This window comes from Thermogladius sp. 4427co, assembly GCF_051933805.1.
In the GTDB taxonomy this organism is placed as follows: Archaea; Thermoproteota; Thermoprotei_A; order Sulfolobales; family Desulfurococcaceae; genus Thermogladius.
This window is the reverse complement of sequence record NZ_CP196893.1, coordinates 1032465-1052983: the sequence shown is the minus strand read 5'-3', so window position 1 is coordinate 1052983 and position 20519 is coordinate 1032465. Positions and strand designations below refer to the sequence as shown.

17 protein-coding genes and 1 pseudogene are annotated in these 20519 nt (G+C 44.0%); 7 read left to right on the top strand and 11 right to left on the bottom strand.

Annotated features, from left to right (window positions below; genetic code table 11):
- Positions 1-15: 15 nt before the first annotated feature.
- The 10 genes and pseudogenes from ACSU1N_RS05955 to leuS form a co-directional block, all read right to left on the bottom strand.
- A pseudogene (locus tag ACSU1N_RS05955) lies at positions 16-1212 on the bottom strand (M20 family metallopeptidase); the annotation flags it as partial.
- A 78-nt stretch (positions 1213-1290) separates the two neighbouring features.
- Complete coding sequence (locus ACSU1N_RS05950) at positions 1291-1539, bottom strand: ferredoxin (protein ID WP_440059328.1); 249 nt, start codon at positions 1537-1539, stop codon at positions 1291-1293.
- Positions 1540-1706: 167 nt separating this feature from the next.
- A complete protein-coding gene (locus ACSU1N_RS05945) occupies positions 1707-2516 on the bottom strand; it encodes a hypothetical protein (RefSeq protein ID WP_440059327.1) in 810 nt (269 codons plus the stop codon).
- Between the two features lie 110 nt (positions 2517-2626).
- Positions 2627-3541 carry an ABC transporter permease subunit gene (locus ACSU1N_RS05940; protein ID WP_440059326.1) on the bottom strand — a complete coding sequence of 305 codons (915 nt, stop codon included), beginning with the start codon at positions 3539-3541 and terminating at the stop codon, positions 2627-2629.
- Positions 3542-3546: 5 nt separating this feature from the next.
- Entirely contained in the window at positions 3547-4635 is a 1089-nt protein-coding gene (locus ACSU1N_RS05935) for an ABC transporter permease (RefSeq protein ID WP_440059325.1), read from the bottom strand.
- A gap of 2 nt (positions 4636-4637) precedes the next feature.
- Positions 4638-6116: an ABC transporter ATP-binding protein gene (locus ACSU1N_RS05930; protein WP_440059324.1), complete on the bottom strand. Its 1479-nt coding sequence runs from the start codon at positions 6114-6116 to the stop codon at positions 4638-4640.
- Positions 6117-6206: 90 nt separating this feature from the next.
- On the bottom strand, positions 6207-7664 hold the full coding sequence (locus tag ACSU1N_RS05925; protein ID WP_440059323.1) for a BMP family ABC transporter substrate-binding protein: 1458 nt from the start codon (positions 7662-7664) through the stop codon (positions 6207-6209).
- 114 nt (positions 7665-7778) lie between these two features.
- Positions 7779-8393: a MarC family protein gene (locus ACSU1N_RS05920; RefSeq protein WP_440059322.1), complete on the bottom strand. Its 615-nt coding sequence runs from the start codon at positions 8391-8393 to the stop codon at positions 7779-7781.
- A gap of 68 nt (positions 8394-8461) precedes the next feature.
- On the bottom strand, positions 8462-9793 hold the full coding sequence (locus ACSU1N_RS05915) for a dihydroorotase (RefSeq protein WP_440059321.1): 1332 nt from the start codon (positions 9791-9793) through the stop codon (positions 8462-8464).
- Positions 9794-9876: 83 nt separating this feature from the next.
- On the bottom strand, positions 9877-12792 hold the full coding sequence (gene leuS / locus ACSU1N_RS05910) for a leucine--tRNA ligase (protein WP_440059320.1): 2916 nt from the start codon (positions 12790-12792) through the stop codon (positions 9877-9879).
- A 92-nt stretch (positions 12793-12884) separates the two neighbouring features.
- On the opposite strand from leuS, the gene ACSU1N_RS05905 reads away from it, so the two are divergent.
- Positions 12885-13586 (top strand): polyprenol monophosphomannose synthase, encoded by a 702-nt coding sequence (locus ACSU1N_RS05905; protein ID WP_440059319.1) that lies wholly within the window; start codon positions 12885-12887, stop codon positions 13584-13586.
- On the opposite strand, the gene ACSU1N_RS05900 is transcribed toward ACSU1N_RS05905, so the two are convergent.
- Positions 13560-14588 carry an AbrB/MazE/SpoVT family DNA-binding domain-containing protein gene (locus tag ACSU1N_RS05900; RefSeq protein ID WP_440060292.1) on the bottom strand — a complete coding sequence of 343 codons (1029 nt, stop codon included), beginning with the start codon at positions 14586-14588 and terminating at the stop codon, positions 13560-13562. The genes ACSU1N_RS05905 and ACSU1N_RS05900 overlap by 27 nt on opposite strands.
- Before the next feature lie 300 nt (positions 14589-14888).
- Between ACSU1N_RS05900 and pstS the strand changes: the two genes are divergently transcribed.
- The 6 genes from pstS (at position 14889) to ACSU1N_RS05870 (ending at position 20464) form a co-directional block, all read left to right on the top strand.
- A complete protein-coding gene (gene pstS / locus ACSU1N_RS05895) occupies positions 14889-16007 on the top strand; it encodes a phosphate ABC transporter substrate-binding protein PstS (protein WP_440059318.1) in 1119 nt (372 codons plus the stop codon).
- Between the two features lie 99 nt (positions 16008-16106).
- Positions 16107-16928, top strand: coding sequence for a PstC family ABC transporter permease (locus ACSU1N_RS05890; RefSeq protein ID WP_440059317.1), 822 nt, complete (start codon positions 16107-16109; stop codon positions 16926-16928).
- Positions 16921-17775, top strand: coding sequence for an ABC transporter permease subunit (locus tag ACSU1N_RS05885; protein ID WP_440059316.1), 855 nt, complete (start codon positions 16921-16923; stop codon positions 17773-17775). The genes ACSU1N_RS05890 and ACSU1N_RS05885 overlap by 8 nt, the downstream gene beginning before the upstream one ends.
- Positions 17772-18524, top strand: a complete 753-nt coding sequence (locus ACSU1N_RS05880; protein WP_440059315.1) for a phosphate ABC transporter ATP-binding protein — start codon at positions 17772-17774, stop codon at positions 18522-18524. The genes ACSU1N_RS05885 and ACSU1N_RS05880 overlap by 4 nt, the downstream gene beginning before the upstream one ends.
- A gap of 2 nt (positions 18525-18526) precedes the next feature.
- The gene (locus tag ACSU1N_RS05875; protein ID WP_440059314.1) at positions 18527-19126 is read left to right on the top strand and encodes a hypothetical protein; all 600 of its coding nucleotides are present in this window, start codon (positions 18527-18529) and stop codon (positions 19124-19126) included.
- A gap of 69 nt (positions 19127-19195) precedes the next feature.
- Complete coding sequence (locus ACSU1N_RS05870; protein WP_440059313.1) at positions 19196-20464, top strand: threonine synthase; 1269 nt, start codon at positions 19196-19198, stop codon at positions 20462-20464.
- Positions 20465-20519: the final 55 nt, after the last annotated feature.

Here is a 20519-nt window from a genome sequence, read left to right as displayed (position 1 = left end):
TAGGCGTTTACAATCTCATGCTTCTAGTCTCTTAACCAAGTCTACGTAGATATCGACGACTTTGTATACATCCCTTAACTTAATATACTCGTTAACCTTATGAGCCATCCCGACCTCGCCTGGACCATATGCTACTGCTTCAATACCCCTCCTCGTATAATACCTTAAATCCAAGCCCCCAACACATATTGTTTTCCTAGGCTGTATATTCAGCTTAGACACTATCGAGGCTTCAACCATTTTCGCAATCCTGGAGTCAGGGCTTGTTAGTGCAGGCTCCGACCTTTCAAGTACTTCTAGTTCCGCGTTTACACCTATATTTCTAGAAGCCTCCTCCAGGAAGCTCTTAAGCTCTTGGATAACATCGTCGACTTTCTCTTCTACTATAAGCCTCCTATCGATACTAAAGCCGGCTACGCCTGGCACGATATTTATAGAGCCTGGAGCGAGCAGTCTCCCTCCTAGGGTAACCGTAGGATGGGATGCTTCATCCATTTCATATACATAACTGCTTTTCTTCTCCTTCAGTCTAGGCTTGTATTCCTCTATGAATGCTTTAGCTAGATACACCATTTTCTCGAACGCGTTCTCGCCAAGCCACGGTGTTGAGCCGTGGGCTTGCCTACCGTATACTTTAACCATAGCCCAAACACCTCCTCTATGTCCTATGTAAATATTGTCTAACCCGCTCGGCTCGGCTATAACAACCCAGTCCGGCCTACTATTCAATACGTCTACAAGGTATCCAGTACCTGTTAAACCACCTATCTCCTCATCTGGGACAAGAGCTGCCTCCACGATGATATTAGGCTCTCTACCGGAGGCTAGGTAAGCTAATGCCGCAATAATCGACGCTATCCCACCCTTCATATCTGTAGCTCCTCTACCATACACTAAATCGTCTTTTACCACTGGCTGGAACGGGTCTGTCTGCCAACCCTCTCCGGGTGATACCACATCATAATGCCCGTTGAATTGGAGAACCCTATCCCCGCTGCCAATCCTTGCTAGGAGAATGTACCTCGGCTTATTTGGATTATATATTGCCGGGAGATTCTTCTTTACATACTCTTCGTCGACCTTATGCACTGTTATGTGCACACCGTAATTCTTTAGCGTCTCCTTGTAGAAATCGACTATATCCTCGTAGGCTTCTCCGAGGACGGTAGGATACTTTATACTCTCAACCAGCGTCTTATACGCAAGGTCTTTAACCCATTCGGGAAGGAAAGACGTTTAAAACACCCCTATTATAACAGGGGGGATGTGCGAAAAATGTTTCCTTACGGATTATCCTTCTATCTTCGTCACATGAATGATCTGGACAGGACATGCTGTGGCAGCGTCTTCAACACATCCCTTCAGGTCTTCCGGCACTATCCCTACAGCGTTGTTGTTAGGGTCTACCCTATACTTAGCAACGATCTGGGATTTGTTATCCTCTGTACTCATCTCGAACACGTCTGGACATATCGATACACAGACCATATCTGATATACAATTCTCCCTAGGGTTTATCTCGACCTTGTACCTAGCCATTTACCACACCTTTCTTGATTTAACATAGGTTGGAAATAAAAATGTTACTCTAATTTCTTCAGCTATGCGGGGCCTTCAACACTATTTTAACAGCCCAGGATTCCTCATCATCATATATAAGGTATAGGATTTAGCCGCTCTTTAAAACTTTCTTCTAGCTGATGTTCTCACCTAGATAGTATACATTTAACTATTTCTGCCGCTTCTCTAGAAATCCACGATAGGTCCATACTACCACGGGCAATTGCTTTACGCACCCTGTAGCTGAGTACTACACTATTGTTTCTCACGTCAACCAACAGCTCATTCCTCATCTTTCTATGCCTAGCATATAGAATGCTATGAGAGACTTTTGTGATATGATGGTAAGCGATTGAAGCCAGACAGGCCTCAACCTTCCCAGCAATATCCTTCTCCAAATCGGTCTCAAAGCTCAATACACACTCATGCCTATCGTAGCCAATGCTCTTACACGATATTCTAACCCCGCTCACCTCCAGGTCTACGATATCAGGATACTTCCTGCCCTGCGAGTAATAGTACACGTATAGTATGAAAGGGGTTGAAAGCAATAGGATTAAGCCAAATGCCCCCAGCAGATTCTGAACCATCGAAAACTTGTACCCTCTTACTTCTATGCTTAAATTCCCGGGTGGCGTGGCGAAAGATATCGTCAAATTATATAGCCCGCTGGGGCTTTGTACTAGAATCGAAAACGTGCTTACATCATAGAAATTGTCTCTGAAAACATTTTCCTGGCCCTGTAGAGTAAGAGTCCCGTTGACAGACATAGGCATTTTAAAGGTGATCATATCCCCTTTATCAAGCCATAGTGAAACACTTACATAAGAACCAGGGTTCCGAAAGAAGTATTCCTTTTTGAAAGCTAATTCCTTAGGCATGTTAAATGATACTAACATTAACGCTATGCCTATTACTATTAAAGCAAGCACAGATGCTAGTAGTTTCTTCTCCACTCTTACTCCCTTGACAAGCTGATTTACTAAATCCCTGGCTATTGGACTCTACTAATACTCAATTATAAGCTTATAGGATGTATAAAAAGAGATGAAAGGAAAAAAAGGTTTTAGACAGTCCTCTCTTCCCTGAAGTAAATCCTTCCCAGGCTCTTAGGGGGTGCTAGGATTCTCCTTAGAGGAGTAGCCATGTATATCGTCATCGCTATAATAGCGACTATGAAGGGTAGCGCGTAAGCCAGGTCTCTCGAGATATTATACCATGCCACTAGCTGCAGGCTTGAATGGACTAGTATAGAGAATATGAACGCGGTTAGTAGCACTACTAGTGGATGCCTTCCACCGCTTAAAGCTATTGCGAATGCTAACCAGCCGTTACCACTCAGCAATACCGCTCTCTCATCCCAGAGCCTCACGTAGAAGTTCATGTATGCTGCGCCGCCGAGACCCATCATCGCAAACCCTATGCCTGCTGCTATGAGACGTGACAAGAGTACATTAGTCCCTAGGCTTTCAGCGGCTGCGGGATCCTCGCCCGAGGCTTTGATCGATACACCTATTTTAGTTCCCTCGATAAACCAGTAGAAGAATGCTCCAAGGGCTACCATTATAATATATCCTATGATACGCTCGTTTTGAGTTAACGTTATTCCCGGTGAGAAATTAGGTAGCGCTGCCTGTACGATCCTAGGGCCGTAGCCGATAATACTTGCTAACCCGTACATCAGGAACATTAAGGATAGTCCTACAGCACCATGGCTTACTGGAAATTTTGTCAGAACGAATGCCATGAATAAACCGAATACTATAGCGACTAGGGCAGGTACTGTGAAAGATAGCAGGAGGTTGTTCGAGTAGTACACGTCGAAGAAGAATGCCAGCGTGGCTGAGAGAGCGTATAATCCGTCTATAGCGAGATTCAGTACACCGCTCTTTTCAACAATAGAGTGTCCCAGAGCCATTAGGTAATATGCTATGAAGAGACCGGCCGAAGCTATTGCTAAGTCTATGAAACCACTGATCATAGCCATCACGCAACGATCTTTATCTCGTACTCGGACATGGTTATTAGCAAGGCATACATAAGGAGGACGCTACCTATAAAAACGTTTGTCACGCCAGCGGTTATTCCTGCTTGCTGCATACCTTTCATAGCCATAAGGGTTGTACCAGCATTGTAAAGGCTGCTTACAACATAGGCTGCTATCGGGACAGCGTATAGTTCAAGCATTGAAAGCCATGTTACTAGTATGCCTATGTACCCGAACCCAGATGTACTTGTCTCCACAGGCACTCTAATACTCGGTGTTACCCCACACAGGTACCCTACCCCAGCGATCCCAATGAAACCTCCCGAGATCGCTAGCGTAAGCATCGCTATCAAAGGGACGTTATAACCAGCACTCCTCAACAGCCTTGGGTTGCTCCCATGGATTTTAATCGCTAGCCCAAGCTTCGTATAATCTAGGATAAACCATACGATTAATCCAACGCCTAAGAGTATAGCTATTAGTTCTATTGAGACGTTTAGTGCCGGTATTATAGGGTACTGTAAGGATGATGGAAGAGATCTTGTTTTAGCATAGCCGTAGATGTCTCGCCATGGTTTGCCAGGTATCATCACAAACCAGTCGATCAAGTAGTACGCTATATAGTTCATCATTAGTGTTAGAGGTACCTCGTCAACCCCTATGTAGCCTCTTATCGCCCCCGCTACTAGAGCCCACGCGAACCCGGATATGAATCCTGCAAGTAGTAACAGTAGCTTCGATATATCTTGATTCAACGATTCAATGAATGGTTGTGTGAAAACAAGCCATACAACTACCCATGTCGCTATCCAGAACTGTCCTTCACCGCCGATATTGTATATTCCGCCCTTAAAGCTAAGTACTAACGCGAATCCTATAACCGTGAGTATTATGAATATGTAGGCTATGACATATGGTTGCGATAGACCCGCCCAGATCGAGTATAGTACGTCCATAGGCGTTACCATGCCTCCGGTTAGGAAGAATAATATCACAATGCTCACAGCTATGCCGGCAGCGAGAGCTGAGATAGGTACTATGAAGTAGGGTATTGGTTTCACTCTTCTTACGACAACTATACTGACCATTCTCACATCACCATTAGCCTCTCTACTTCGCCTCTGTCAGCTGTTTTAGCATCGAATAATCCAACTATCTTGCCATCGTTTAAAACTGCAATCCTATCGCTAACCTGGAATATCTCATCTAGGTCTTCGCTAACCATGAGTACCCCTATTTTATCACGTACGACTTTTTCCTTAATCAGCTTCCTCACTTTGACGCTTGTAACTTCGTCTAGTCCTCTAGTTGGATTGAAGGATATTAGTAGGTTCTTGGCCGTATCTATCTCTCTAGCAACGAGCGTTTTCATTAGGTTCCCGCCGCTCAAAAATTTGAGAGGTGTCTTAGAGCCTGGAGTAACTATAGCTAGGTCTTCTATGAACTTCTTGGACAATTTTTCAAGTCTAGCCCAGTTGATTATCGGGCCTGTATAGCCTGGTATTATCGCAATATTCTCGTTCATACCGTAATCTATCGTTACTCCATGGGATAAGGGTTGGTCTGGTATATATCCAGCCCCTAGCTTTCTTAGTTGTAGTGTAGATGGCCTAACATATGTTCTACCGTTTACGGTTATTCTAATAGAACCCCGCTCGATAGGCCTTAAGCCAAATAATGCCTGCACTAGCTCCGTCTGGCCATTTCCTATTACACCTGCTATGCCTAGGACTTCGCCTCTTCTAACAGTAAAGGATACACCTTTCAACGCGTATGTCCCGAAATCGTTCTTAACCCACAGGTCGCTTACTTCCAGAATAGGTTCTAATGGGGTTCCGTCCATCAGCCTCTCGTAGCTTATCTCCTTAGCCCTCTCGCCGAACATCATTTCCCTGACACTATCCATAGTGATATTATTAGTGTCTACGGTGTTTACAAGCTTTCCCCTCCTCAACACGGTTATCTTACTGGCTACCTCGAACGCCTCAGGTATCTTGTGTGTTATAAGTATCACTAGACCTCCTCCTGCTACAAACTCTTTTAGATACTTGTAGAACTTCCTTCGTTCTTCTAGAGGTAGATATGTTAATGCCTCGTCGAGGATTATTGCCTTAGAGTTTAGGATGAGAGCCCTAGATATTTCGACAAGCTGCTTCTGCGTGTACGAGAGCTTCCACACTTCTTCATTAGGGTCTACTTTAATCCCTATCTTCTGGGCTATCTCTGCAAATGTTTTCTCCACTTTCTTAGGCGACGAGAATACCCCGTATTTCCTGAGGCCTAGTATTAGGTTCTCGGCTACGGTGAGCCTGTCGATGAGTACAGGACTTTGTGATACCATTGCTATACCTAGACTTATCGCTTTCATAGGGCTCTCGATCGTCACTCTTTTACCTTTAACGTAGATCGCTCCCTCGTCCGGAGTATATATGCCGGATAATATTTTCACAAGCGTTGATTTACCAGCACCGTTCTCTCCGAGGACGGCGTGTATAGTTCCCTCATAGAAGTCGACGCTGACGTTATCTAATGCTATAGACCCTGGGAATCTCTTAGTTATTTTTCTCACGGAAATAAACGGTTGAGGTTGAGAAGGGGTTTGTAAAAAAACTTTTTTATCCACGGACACCATTCACCACCTCTTTAGGTTTGTTTAAAGCTATATAGCACCTACTCTATGTACTACTGGGTACAGGTAGTACTGCATAGACCATAGGTCGTCGTGTCCAAGCCTTACTCCAGCCGGTACTTGAATCAGCTGGCTCGGGTTAGACAGGTTCCAGAAGGTTAGCGGGCCGGTGAACGGGTCGAATACCGGTGCTACATTCCACGTCCAGTTAGTAGCCGGCTCCGGCACTCCGGGTTTAGCAGGTGGTATCTTCAATCCTACAACAGTCTCGTAGATGTGAGTGTTAGCCTGCTCCTGTATATTCTCTAAGAGCGGTGCCTCCTTAAACTCCTGCATTCTAAGCATGAATAGGTCGTACACGCTCATCCTCTGGCCTGTTACTTTATCGGTTACCATTATACTCTTCAACTGGTCTACGAACTTTGGATTAATATACATTATGCTACCGTTCGAGTATATGTATGCACCGACATCTACAGCGCCAGTGTTCATTAGATACCAGTAGTCAACATTCTGAAGGTTGTAAGGCGTGTATATACCAGCCTTGATCTTGGCTAGGATATCTGCGTATATAACCTCCCAGTGGACAATCTGTCCTGATACAACTACGTCAGTACCGTAAGTATAACCGGGCGAGTAGTGGCTGAATACGTATAACTGCTTACCTGTGCTCTGGTATAGTTGCTCCACCGTCTGTATCACTGTAGGCGTATCCTCTGTGAAAGCAAATGTATCAACATTGTACGTCTGGAACAGTGTCTGGACAGCCTGCCTAGCCTTGTCAGGTGCAACCCACCCTCCGATAACTATTACGTGAACCGTAATATTCTTACCCAGTTGCTGCGCTACCTCCTGGGCCCCGATCGCGAATGCGTTAATATGCCTTACCACCTCAGGTATTTCGACAGCAGCTACATACCCTATCTGCCCTGTCTTAGTTAAAGCACCGGCTAAAAGCCCGTTCAGGTAGTACGCCTGGTATAGGTCTGCGAAGTATGTCCCTACATTAGGTGCTCTCATATACCCCGAGCAGTGGAAGAATATTACGTTAGGATACTTCCGAGCACTTTTAATAGTATTCTCCATGAAATCAAAGCTTGTAGTAAATATAACGTTATATCCCTGAGCAACCAAGTTGTCAATTACAGAAGGCAACTGATCTGCTGTAACGCTCTCAACATATGTCGTTTGCAACCAGTCTTTGTATAATTCCTGGACAACTCTTCTCCCAACATCGTGGGCATATGTCCAGCCGAAGTCGCCTATAGGACCTACGTAGACCCATGCAGCCTTAATTGTTGAAGGCGGGATCCAAGCCTGGCCGCCGGCACTGACAGTCTGTGTAACAGTTGTTGTAACTACTCCCCCGCCAGGGAGTGTTGTCGTTACCGTCCGGGTCGGAGCCATAGACATTCCGGCGTAGAATGCAGCAACACCTACAACAATTATTAAAACTGCTACAATAGTCCATAGTAGTTTAGGACTCATATATTGCTCACACCCGCTTGTTTAACTATTTTCTTAACAGTTGAATATATAAACTTAACGTATATAAGTAGAAATGAAATGTTTTGGATAAATAATATACTTTTTTGAACATATCTACAAATATGGGAAATAGGATTCAATATATGCGTATATACCTTTAGCGATCATATCTATTGCTACAGCGGCTATTATTATAGACATGAATCTACCGAGCGCTCGAACAGTACTAACCCTTAATACCCTGACCATCGACTCTGAGAAATACAGCACAGCCATGGTTGTTAGAGCCGCGAGGAGCTCAGCTACTATTAATAATAACATGCTTAATGCGTTTCTCTCAGTGCTTGTGAGTAGAAGAATAGTTGTTAGAGTCCCAGGACCTACTATGAGAGGGGTCGCGATAGGGACTACAGCCATATCCCTCGGATCCACCGACTTAGTCCTAGGCATTTCTCCTAGCATGTCTATTGCTAATACCATTAATATGATACCACCACCGATCCTTAGGCTCGCGATCGAGATACTAAAGGCTTCGAGAATAATACTTCCAAGGAATGTGAAGACAAGCATTATTACGAGTATGGTCCAAAAGACTTTTTTAACGATCTCCTTTTTCTCTTTCGGCGATAACGCTTCGGTCAGGCTTAGAAATGTAGGGAGGGCTGAGAAAGGGTTCATGATAGCTAGTAGCTGAACATAGTACTGGGTTATAATCAGTAGGGGTAGCATCGTAGACCACCTATACTACAAATAATTCGATCCCCGGCGATCAAAATTGTCGTGCTGAACCGGTATTACTATCGCTTAATTAAATCCCCAATATATTTTCCAGACCCAGGTTCTCCGACAAGCTCTCCTTTCTCGATTATCAAAACCCCGTTGACAAGCGTATAGAGCGGGTGTCCTTTCAGTTCGAGACCCTCCCACGGAGTCCAATCTACTTTGTGGTGGTGTGTTGAGGCAGTTATCCTACGGGGCTTCCTCGTCTCTAAAACAACTATATCAGCATCTGAGCCGATTGCTATTTCGCCTTTCATAGGATATATGCCTAAGAGTTTAGCCGGGTTACTCGAAGCAACTCTTACGAACGTGTCAAACGAGATCCTTCTACCTTCAACACCAAAAGTATACAGGAATGGCACCATTATCTCGAGGTTAGGAATGCCGCCCCATGCGCTCCAAGCGTCTTTCTCCTTCTCAGACCTAGGGGCTGGGGCATTATCGCTAGCGTAGATATTTATCGATCCGTTCTCCAAACCCTTCCACAAAGCGTCTCTATCAGCCGCAGTCTTCAATGTCGGCGCTACCTTTACATAGTTCCCAAGCCTAGACGCATCTTCACGCGTGAAATACAAGTAGTGAGGGCATGTCTCGACGGTTATCCTGCTATAAAACCTCCTCAAGAAATTAACCGCTTCCAAGCCTTTAGCGCTGCTTAAATGAGCGATATGGAGACTGGTATTGGCTTCAGCGGCGTAGAAGCCGACCTTCAATATCGCTAGGGCTTCAGCGCTATCTGAACGATGGTAATGATAGTATAGTGGGTTATCAAACCCCTTGTACTTTTTCTCCCCCTGTTCTATTAGAGGGTCGTCTTCGGCGTGTACTATAGCAACACCGTTGACATTAGAAATGGTTTCGAAAATAGCCGGTATGTCGTAATCGTCTGCTTTAAACGGCCTCGCTGTGAACACTTTAAATGTTTTAACGCCAGCATTCGCTAGTCTAGGTATCGAATCCTTATTCTTACCGTTTATGAAACCCCCTGTTACACCATAATTTACATATGAATTCCTCTTAGCCTCTTCTATTTTCCTTCGAAGAATTTCTACATTATCAACATAGACTCTTAACGGCATATCGATTAAGGTAGTAATACCGCCGAAAACCGCTGCTAAACTACCGCTCCTCCAGTCCTCGTTCTGAGTGTACTCGGGGTCGTAGACGTGAGCGTGTACATCGATCCCTCCAGGTATTACAGGCTGGCCTTCAGCATCGATAATTTTATCGGCTACGAATTCCTTACGGCTTATAGATGCTATCTTACCTTCTTCGATCAGTATGTTAGCTTCGACAAAATGCTTATCAACATATAGTTTCGCGTTTTTAATAAGAATAGAACCCTCCATACAAACCCCTGGTCTATTATATGGGATTCAATATATTAAAACTTGTAATAATTGAAAAAGTAAAGGAGGCTTCCTTTAAGCTACTAATCGAATTCTATGTAGATAGCCGGTCTTCCTAATAGTGCTTTAGTAGCCTTTTGCACATCCTTTGCTAAAGCTTCTTCTTCAGATAGCACTAATACGCTAGCACCTGTTTTCCTAGCTATGTAGTCCAACATCGAGGATAGAGCTTCTAACTCCTTTGCCGAATTTATTATCATAGCTTTCTCGGGAATACCTCCACTTTTCCAAGCCCTGTATACTTCGACAATATCCTTCTCTCTCCCGGGACCTATTATCGGGGATATACTACGTATTATATCCCGGATCCCAGCGCCTTTCGAAGCCAGTTCGATGACTTTCTTCTTCCAGTCGGCTGCTACAATAATATATATCCTGGCCGGTTTCTTCCCGACAGCTTCAACTATATTCTTGATATCTTCTACCACACTCTCGACTTCATTAACCAAGACCTCGGCTTCTTCGTCGAAATACTCTGTCTTAACCTCGGGCCATTTATCTAACGATAGAAGCCCCTCTTTCCCTATCAGACTCCATAGCTCCTCGGTGAGGTGGGGGATTACAGGATTTAGTATCCTTAACCAGTCTTCGACGATATCTCTTATATCGCAGGGTAATTTACCTCTGAACTCTCTATACTTCTCTACAAGGTTTAGAATGTTGAAGAATGCGTTCTGCACGTAGTTTCTGACATCGTACTCCTCCATGGCTTCTTCGGCTTTTCTCACAAACCTGTAGAAATTGCTCTTAAACCATCTACTAGCAATATCCCTACCGGGGTTCTCACAGCTGCTATTTAACGCGTCCGAGACAAGCCTTGTGAATCTTAGTAGAAGGTCTGCTACCGAGGATACATCCCTATCCCTCCAATCGAGTATACTATCCATGCTCGCTGCCCAGGATATGTAGAGCCTGAAGAGGTCGGCAGAGTATCTCTCCGCTATATCCCTAAGGTTGATCACATTACCTTTGCTCTTACTCATCTTAGCTCCCTCCCTGATCACGGGCTCGTTTAATGTTATAGCCCTAGGCCAATATTTCTCCGGGAATAATACGATGTGGTGGATCAGGTAGAAGGAGAGGTGGTTTGATATATGCGGTGTAGACGTATGTCTTAAATCGACAGGGTACCAGTACTCGAACTCTCTCCTCAGCTCCTCGATGAAGCCCGGGGGCAGCCCGGTCTCTCTAGCAACATCCTCTAGCCTTCCCAAGCCAAGGAACACGTAGTCGAAGAGCTCGGGTTTCAACGACTCTGGACTTACGTTCTTCTCACGCAATTTATGGATAATTGTGTAGAAAGCCATGTAGATTGTCGAATCGCTTAGGCTCTCGATTATCCAGTCCTGGTCGAAAGGTAGCTTAGTTCCAATCCCTCTTTTCCTAGCGCAAGGCCTCTTCTCGAGCCAGTTAATAGAGTCTATGAAAGCCTTCCTATATTTTTCTGGTTTGACCACCAGCCTGTTGTTAACGTATTCGATAACTTTCTTCTTCAGGTCTTCACTAGTATAGTCTAAGAACCACTGGTCTACTATTTTCGCAACGATGATCTCCCCGCCGGCACGGCACCTAGCCTTCCTGTTCAGCTCGAAGAACCTTATAGCATCGCCGGAACTAATCAACCTCTTCCTAACGATCTCCCTTGCTTCTCTAACCGGCTTACCTTTCAGCTCGGGGTCATCTACTGCCATAATACCTTTATAGAATTCTTCTTTGTAAACAATATTCGTAGCATCCTCGAGTTTCGGATCGAACTGGTCTGTGATATTCATCGCTTTAACTATCTCTTCAGCATAATGCCCTTTCACGCCAGGGACGTCTATTATCTTGATCGGGGATATACTATTCACTATCATAGGATCGATTCCGAAAACTAGGATTTTCTGAGGGTCATTCTTCAAATCTGTTAACGCTACGTAATCGTAGGGTGCATCGCTAGGCTCCGAGTACACTATGCCTGTTCCTACATCAGGGTCTACAAACCAGGCTGGTAATACTACTAGCTGAGTCCCTAGAGGGCTTCTAACAGTTTTTCCAACGAGCTCCCTGCCCTTAAACTCCCTGATAAGCCTTGGGGAAGACTCCGGATATTGGTGCTGGATCTTAACGTATGCTTTATACGATGCTATGAAAGCCTCGCCCCCCATCTCAAACTCGACGTAGTCCGCATCAGGGTTCACCCAAAGGTTTGTCGCACCGAATATAGTCTCCGGCCTAAGGGTAGCAGCAAGCATGCTAGAGCCTCTATCCAAAAGCTTGAATTTAATAGCTGTATACTCTACGATCTCGACAGGGTTCACGTCAGCGTCTTCGATATCGTCTTCTCCTTCGGGTTGCTTATGGAGGAGGCAGTACGTTACGTAATGGCTTCCCTTGCTCAAAAGGTTTTTCTCAGCTAGTTTAAGGTACTGCCATGTAACAAACTTATGATACAAAGGCTCCCCGGTGTGGAACTTCCTTCTCCAGTCTATGCTGAACCCTAGGGCTTCGAAATCTACATGAACGTTTTCAGCGAAGAATTCGGCAAGCTTGTACGGGTCTTTGAAAGACTCGAGGATCTCTCTAACCCTAGACTCGTCTTGAACATACATTCTAACATAAGACTCGTACCTAGATAAAACCTTTGGGTCGCCTCTAGCTATTAGATCGGATATCGCTATAATCGGGGTGCCAGTGATATGGAATGCCATAGGGAATAGGACGTTAAACCCTTTAAGCCTCTTATACCTCGCTATTATATCGCCGATAGTATACGTCCTCCCGTGGCCGATGTGTAACGGGGCGTTGGTATAGGGGTAGGGTACTGTTATAAAGAACTTTGGCCTAGCAGGATCGGGGTTTGCCTCAAATACCCTCTTCTCCCTCCATATTTTCTGCCACTTCCTCTCAATACTCCTAAGCCACTCTAGGAAATCGCCTATATTGCTAGAATACCACATTCTAAAAACACCGTTTACGCAGTTTCTCCTAGATATAATCTGGGAAACTTATTTAAATTAATTATGAAGTTCAAACAAGCAGGTCACGGGGTTTGAAGGTCTCAATAATAGTACCCACATACAATGAAAGAGGGAATCTACCCATCCTATTCGAGAGGATACACCAAGCTCTCTCTGAAGCAGGTATTAACTATGAGATTATAGTTGTCGATGATAACTCGCCTGATGGAACCTGGCAGCTGGCAGAGGAGTTGTCTAGCATATACCCTGTCAAGGTTATTAAGAGGCCTGGTAAAATGGGCTTGGCATCAGCCGTAGTAGACGGTTTCAAAGCATCTACAGGGGTCTATATTGTGGTGATGGATGCTGACCTGCAGCATCCTCCAGAATACATACCGGGTATGATCAAAAAATTGGAGAATTGCGATATAGTTGTCGCCTCAAGGTATATAGGAGGATCCGGGCTGAAAGGTCTGCCATGGCATAGGAGGATAGTCTCTAAAACAGCTACGTTAATAGCCTGGCTCATGCTGCCTTCTACTAGGAGGACCAGCGATCCTATGTCCGGCTTTTTCGCTGGTAGAAGATCCGTTTTCGACAAGTTGAAGATTGCTGAGCCAAGGAGTTTTAAAGTGCTACTCGATCTTTTAGAATCAAATAAAGAAGCCAGGGTTTGCGACCACCCTTATACCATGGATAGGAGGATGACAGGGTCCTCGAAACTAAAGCCCGGTACAGTAGTAGCTTACATACGCCACGTCCTGAGATTAGCTACTAAAAGATTTCAGCCTTAGCGAGATATATCTCATATCACTAACTAGTTCGAGAATGTCGAGCAAATACCCTCTGATTCTATGGAGGTGGTCATATATGAAGAAGTAGTTCGGTTTTGCTAAAAGATATTTATGTAGTTTCTCAGATAGCGCTTTAAGATTCTCGTAGTGGACTAATATAGCCTCTTCAAGTTCCGACGTCTCACTTTTAGATATTACATCCATTATCTTACTGCTGAAATCCCCTAGAGACCTAGCATATTCTACTACTAGAGACCGGATATCTTCCTCGATTCTATCAGAAGTCTCCTGGGTATCTTTTGCGAGATATGATACATGGTCTACCGCTCTCTCAAGGTTCTTGAGAATATTGTAATATATGTTAACCTCGGCGAATGATTTGAAACCCAGGTCTTTTGGAAGGATCTCTCCCATGAAAATCTTGTTGAATACCCTAAGACCGTAAAGTGTGAGTTTGTCTACGAGACTATCTCTCTCAGAAAGCTCCCCGAGTAGTTGAAGATTCGAGTTCTTCTCAAATATATCGGCAAGGTCCTGTAGCATTAGTCTTAGTATCCTAAAAACACGTAGAATTATTTCGTTTACTCCAATACTAAGTTCACCGGCGACGTTCTTGATAACGTACTGGTACTGGCTTGTCTCTAAAACCTCAAGGCCAAGGGTCTTAGAAATCAGTTCACTTATAAGACTCTTAGCATATTCCGGGCTACACTTACTGCAGTCAACCCTGATCTCGTCGTAACCCACAAGATAAGCTGATACCAGCTGTATAATATCATACCTCTTATTACCAGACAACTGGTAGGTGAAAAACCTCTCGTAGCTCCTCCTAGACTCTACAGGACTTATCTTAAGGCTAAGATCGGGGAGTATCTCCATAACCACCTCATCATGCCCTTTCAGGTTGTGGAGCCTAACCCACTCTTTAGGGAGAGATACCATGAACGTAGAACCGCTAATAACCTGAATCCTGCGTTTAAACATCGCCCACCTCTTTATCATTATATACAAGGTTTATAAACTTTAAAGAGGGTATAATGGTTTACAAGGCTAATATTATAAGAATTAGAAAATATATTCATGTAACATGAGCTTCAAGAAGAAACTACAGACAGCGATTATTGTTTTGACATTAATAGATTTGATCATATTCGTCCTTATGATATCCATGAGGTAAAGTATTACTTTATAAAGAGTTTTAAAACATTTAAAATGCTTTAAAGTTTTAAGAACTCTTTAAATATATTTAGGGATTGGCTTATATTTGTTTATATTCATACTTATACCCCAAGGGATTTAAAAATGAGCAAAAAAATAATAGTATATATAATAATAGCTATAATGATAGCTGCCGTAGTCTCAGCATTCCTCTTTTGGTATAGCTCCAATCCAGGTAAATCCACGTCTAGTACGATTAGTCCCATCGGATCCGTCACCATAAATGGGGCAGGATCGACCTTCCAAGCACCGCTAGTAGTATACTGGTCCCAACTCTTCAGAAACAAGACTGGCGTAAACCTAAACTATCAGCCGGTTGGTAGCGGGGCTGGAATAAGTACATTCCTTGAAGGCACTGCCGATTTCGCTGGAAGCGATATTCCTCTACCTAGTAATTTGTATAACCAGTACAGAGATAAAGTTTTGCAATTGCCGATAGCTATCGGAGCAGTCGTTGTAATCTACAACCTCCCGGAGATCCCATCTAGCATCCACTTGAATCTCACTGGCTGTATACTCGCGAGAATCCTAAGAGGCGAGGTCATTAAATGGGATGACCCGCTGATTAAACAATTAAACCCTGCTATAGCAGATAAGCTACCTGATAAGAATATCATAGTCGTCTACAGGAGTGATAAGAGCGGTACAACAAATATTCTAACATATTACTTGAGCAAATCATGTCCAAGTAAATGGTCTAGCGACCTAGTCGGTCTCTCCATGCCTAGTTTCGTAGTAAGCTCTCCAAACGCTATTGGGGCTAAAGGTAGCGACGGGGTGTCTCTCACAGTCAAAAATACACAATACAGCTTGGGCTACGTTGAAATACAATATGCCCAGAGTTCGAGTCTACAGTACGCTGCAATAGAGAACAGAGAGGGTGTTTTCATAGTCCCAGATAACAATAGTGTTATATCGGCAGTAGAGGCTGCAATCTCTTTACTGCCACATAATATGACCGCTGATTGGAGCCAGTACTCCTACTTTGTAATATATGCTCCAGGCAAAGACTCTTACCCGCTAGTATCGTTTACTTTCGAAATCTTCTGGAAGCAGTACTCGGACCCTGCTAAACAGCAGGCTGTATCGGAGTGGATTGAATTCATACTAACAGATGGGCAGAGAAATATGCTTCAAGGCTACTATTCTCTCCCAGCTACTCTAGCTACTGACTTACTAAATAGTTTTAAAGCAATGAGCTAGGGCACTACATAGGTGGTGTATGTGAACAACTTTTTCCGTCTTTTTGTTTCCCTCAATTTATCTATTTTTCTAACTCTATTCTTCTTAATTATCGGAGTCTTGCTACAGAAGTCTATTCCCTCGTTGACGAATCTCGGTGTAAGTCTTTTCTCACCTACATGGGATTTAGACCACGGCGAATACGGGATACTAGCACCGATTATAGGATCGCTTGAAGTAGGTCTAGTGTCCTTGCCGATAATCCTAGTCTTCTCAATACCGCTAACAATTTTCACAGAAGAGTATTTGAGTAAGAAGGTTAGGAAGTATGTTGATATATTCATCGATTTAACAGCTGGAATACCTACAGTTATATTTGCTTATCTAGGTGTAGCATTCCTGAGTAATAATATCAGGCAGTATGTTGAAATACCCCTGCACAAGCTACTAGGCTTTCTCCCGGTATTCGGATGCTATCCGTTGACAGGCCAGAACCTCTTAACAGCATCACTGGTCCTCTCGGTTTCTACCATATCCTACACAGCTGTCTTACTGAGAGAGTCGCTAAGGATGATACCTTTAACGTATATTGAAGCAATGTACAGCACCGGCCTTGTGAAAGAAGAAGTAATCATTATGAAGATCTCTATGATCAAACCAGCTGTGATATCAGCAATACTGCTATCACTCAGCCGGGTGCTTACCGAGACAACTATTGTCTCACTACTCGCCGGAAACCAGATTATTATCTCCCCTTGCTTATTCTCACCGGTCTCGACAATACCTTCTCTTATCGTGAATAATTTCGGCTACTCTACCATATACCCTCTCGTCAACAGCGTTTTATTCTTCTCTTCTCTGATACTCTTCGTAATATCCCTGCTATTAAACCTGGCTGGTCTAAGCTTAAATAAGAAGCTTAGGGCGGTGTTCAGTGGATAGGCTTAGGCGTCTCAAAATACTCGTATTAAAAACCACAATACTATTATTCTCTTTTATATCAATACTCGCTCTACTGATAATACATATTGGCGTGATCTTAAATGGCGCTAGGATAGTTCTGCTAAATGGGTTAAGCATTCTGTACGCTAGCCCGCCACTACCCAACCAGCAGGAGCCTATTGGAGGGCTAGGACCAAGCCTTGTATCAACCCTTATCACATCAGGGCTGGCAATACTATTATCCCTCCCATTAGCTATTTTTATAGCGTACTCTTTCGTAGAGTATGCGAATAAACGTATTATCAGCATAGTGAGATACCTGGTTACAAGCCTTTACGGAATCCCTACTATTACTATATCTGTTGTAGTATACTATCTAGTAGTAGTACCGATGAGAACACAAAGTATGCTCGCCGGCGTAATCTCGCTTCTAATAGTATCACTACCTATGTTGATCACCTACTTCGAGAATATTTTCTCGTCAATACCTCTCACTTACCGTGAAGCAGGCTATTCGATAGGGCTGGATAGGTTCAGAGTATTGACGAAAGTAGTAATAGGTATTTCGAAAGCAGGCTTGGCCTCAGCGGTGAGTGTAACTCTAGCAAGGCTGATGGGGGAGACAGCTCCACTCCTCTTCACTATAGGGAACGATTTCTACAGCTACCCAACTAGTCTATCAAGCCTGTTGCAACCATCCTCTACAATAACCACACTAATATTCACACTAGCTAGTTCACCTTTCCCATCCCAATTCGAATTCGCATGGGGGGCTGCGTTCGTCCTATATGTTGTTTACTTAACAATTTTTGCTTTAACAAAACTAGTTAGAGGTGTTGAATTATGAAGTGTATTGTAGAATCTAGGAAATTCCGCTTGTGGATCGAGGGTGCGGAAATCTTGAAAGGTGTGGATTTCTGCGCCCCGAGGAACTCAATATCGGTGATAGTAGGTCCTAGCGGTTCGGGTAAATCAACGTTTCTGAAGAGCATTAACCGGATTATTGAAATACACGGCAGTATCAGGAGGGATGGTGATATACTCCTAGACGGGGTCAGCGTCTATAGCCTCGATCCTGTGGAGGTGAGGAGGAGGGTTGCTATGGTATTCCAGATCCCTAACCCATTCCCCCATTTAAGTATATTTGAAAACGTAGCTCTACCTGCTAGGGTTAACGGTGTTGCCAAGAATAAGAGCGAGCTTAACGAATTAGTTAGATGGGCTCTAGAGAAGGCTATGCTATGGGATGAAGTTAGAGATAGGCTAGATAAGAAGCCGGGTGTATTAAGCGGAGGTCAGAAGCAGAGATTATGTCTCGCGAGGGCGCTGGCTATGAAGCCGGAGGTTCTCCTACTAGACGAACCGACTGCTAACATAGATGTGATAAATGCGAAGAAAATAGAGGAATCGCTGAGAGAGTTAAAGAACGAGGTCACTATAATACTGGTTACACACAACCCTAACCAGGCTCTTAGGATTGGTGATTTCGTTAATGTCATGTATGATGGTAGAATAATCGAATCGGGGCCTGTTAGGGAGATAGTCTTCAGAGCTAGGAATGAGATCGCGTTAAAACTATTGAGCGAGGGGTGGTAGGTATGCTAGCCGACGAGACGACGATGAGGCATGTTGAAAAAATTGTAAACGAGACATTAACAACCTTAAACACTTTGATCAGCATATTAAAGAAAGGTAGAATAAACGATGCAGAATACCACGCTATATATGACTCGATGGAGAGACAGAGTACTCTGAGACCGGAAATCTACACGCACATCTTCGAATCTATAGCCAGGTCGAGGCCCATAGGCCGCAACCTCTGGTACTACACACTATTGCTAGACCTAACCTATGATTTCTATAGGATAACTAGGTACGCCTGGGAGATCGCGAGGATGCTCAAGATTGTAGGAGTGACCCAGGTGTATGGTGAAACAATACGGATCCTCGAAGACGTAGAGAAGGAGTTAAGGGTCTTCGTATCTAGGATACTTAGAGGCGAGATCTCAGGAAGCGATGCTTCAAACCTGTTGAGGCTAGAGAAGATTAGTGACCAGCAGTATCTAGCTTTATTGCACAGTATTAGTTCTAAAGATACTTTCAGCAAAGATGAAGTAGTTAATCTGCTAATATCTAGGCATGTAGAGAGAATGCTTGATCACATAGAATATCTTGTTTCGAGACTAGGCGAGGCCTAGACCATAAATAGAAACTATATTACTATCCGCTATATTACTCTAATACTATGCTAGGTAATGGTGGAATGTATGTACGTAACCCACCTTAAATGTAGTAAGTGCGGCCGGATATACAAGCTAGAAGAAAAGCCTGTCATGTGCAAAAGCGGCGACCTTGGAAGGTTAGACATATACTACGACTATAATGCGATAGCAAACAGTGTGAAAAAGGAGGATCTTGCGAAAAGACCCTTCTACATGTGGAGGTATAGAGAATTCCTACCGGTACCAGATGAAAAATATATTGTATCGCTCGGTGAAGGGGGGACGCCGTTAATTAAAGCAAGCAGGCTTGCTGAGAAGCTGAATCTAAGGAACCTCTACCTGAAAGACGAGACCAGGAACCCTACAGGGAGCTTTAAAGACAGGGCTATGAGCGTCGCAGTCTCTATGGCTAAATATTTCGGGTTTAAGAGAGCAGTAATAGCCAGTAGCGGGAATGCTGCAGCAGCTTTAGCAGCCTACGGGGCGAAAGCGGGTATAGAGGTCTACGCTTTCGTACCCGATTTCGCAGGCTATGGTAAGATAGCCCAGCTACTCTACTACAATGCCAAGGTCTTTAAAGTCAGGTGGACTGAGGCAGAAGACCCTACTGTTAAAATGATGAGGATCCTCAGCGAGAAGTACGGGTTCTACCCAAGCCCTAGCTTCGGCGTATTCAACCCGTACCAGATCGAGGGTCCTAAGACGATATCTATGGAGATAGTCGAGCAATTGAACTGGCAGATACCAGACCAGGTATTCGTACCAACAGGTGCCGCAAGCCTTCTCACAGGCATTTTCAATGGTTTCAGAGACTGGAATGAAACCGGCTGGATTAACGGCTATCCCAGACTAGTATCTGTCCAGCCTGAGGGTAATCACCCGTTTGTAAGAGCCTGGAGGGAGAGAGCCGACCCGGATAAGATAAAGCCCTGGGAGAAGCCTCCCGAAACGATCGCTACCGGGCTTGAAGATACTTTCCCATGGGATGGGGACGCTGGTCTACGAGCCCTCTACAAGACGAATGGCTACGGGGTTGTAGTGTCAGATAACGAGATTATTGAAGCAATGAAGATGTTAGCAGGGCTCGAGGGGATATTCGCCGAACCAAGCGGTGCAGCAGGGCTTGCCGGCTTGGTTAAAGCAATTGAGAATAAAATGGTTGATAGGGATGAAACGATCGTTGTACTAGTGACCGGGCATGGTCTGAAAGACCCTGATATAGTTAAGAAAACGGCTGGAGACGCTCCTTTAATCAACCCTATTGAAGAAGAATTCTTCAAGGCGGCTAGAGAATACTATAAAATTCAATTATAGTTTTTTAATTTAATTATTTTAAATTTCGATTATGTGTTTTCTATTATGCCGTTTA

Bases quoted from the DNA above. Each gene is read 5' to 3' on its own strand.
- ACSU1N_RS05950 (WP_440059328.1), bottom strand. From the start codon at position 1,539: ATGGCTAGGTACAAGGTCGAGATAAACCCTAGGGAGAATTGTATATCA.
- ACSU1N_RS05940 (WP_440059326.1), bottom strand. From the start codon at position 3,541: ATGATCAGTGGTTTCATAGACTTAGCAATAGCTTCGGCCGGTCTCTTC.
- ACSU1N_RS05935 (WP_440059325.1), bottom strand. From the start codon at position 4,635: ATGGTCAGTATAGTTGTCGTAAGAAGAGTGAAACCAATACCCTACTTC.
- ACSU1N_RS05925 (WP_440059323.1), bottom strand. From the start codon at position 7,664: ATGAGTCCTAAACTACTATGGACTATTGTAGCAGTTTTAATAATTGTT.
- ACSU1N_RS05920 (WP_440059322.1), bottom strand. From the start codon at position 8,393: ATGCTACCCCTACTGATTATAACCCAGTACTATGTTCAGCTACTAGCT.
- ACSU1N_RS05915 (WP_440059321.1), bottom strand. From the start codon at position 9,793: ATGGAGGGTTCTATTCTTATTAAAAACGCGAAACTATATGTTGATAAG.
- leuS (WP_440059320.1), bottom strand. From the start codon at position 12,792: ATGTGGTATTCTAGCAATATAGGCGATTTCCTAGAGTGGCTTAGGAGT.
- ACSU1N_RS05900 (WP_440060292.1), bottom strand. From the start codon at position 14,588: ATGATAAAGAGGTGGGCGATGTTTAAACGCAGGATTCAGGTTATTAGC.
- pstS (WP_440059318.1), top strand. From the start codon at position 14,889: ATGAGCAAAAAAATAATAGTATATATAATAATAGCTATAATGATAGCT.
- ACSU1N_RS05880 (WP_440059315.1), top strand. From the start codon at position 17,772: ATGAAGTGTATTGTAGAATCTAGGAAATTCCGCTTGTGGATCGAGGGT.
- ACSU1N_RS05875 (WP_440059314.1), top strand. From the start codon at position 18,527: ATGCTAGCCGACGAGACGACGATGAGGCATGTTGAAAAAATTGTAAAC.
- ACSU1N_RS05870 (WP_440059313.1), top strand. From the start codon at position 19,196: ATGTACGTAACCCACCTTAAATGTAGTAAGTGCGGCCGGATATACAAG.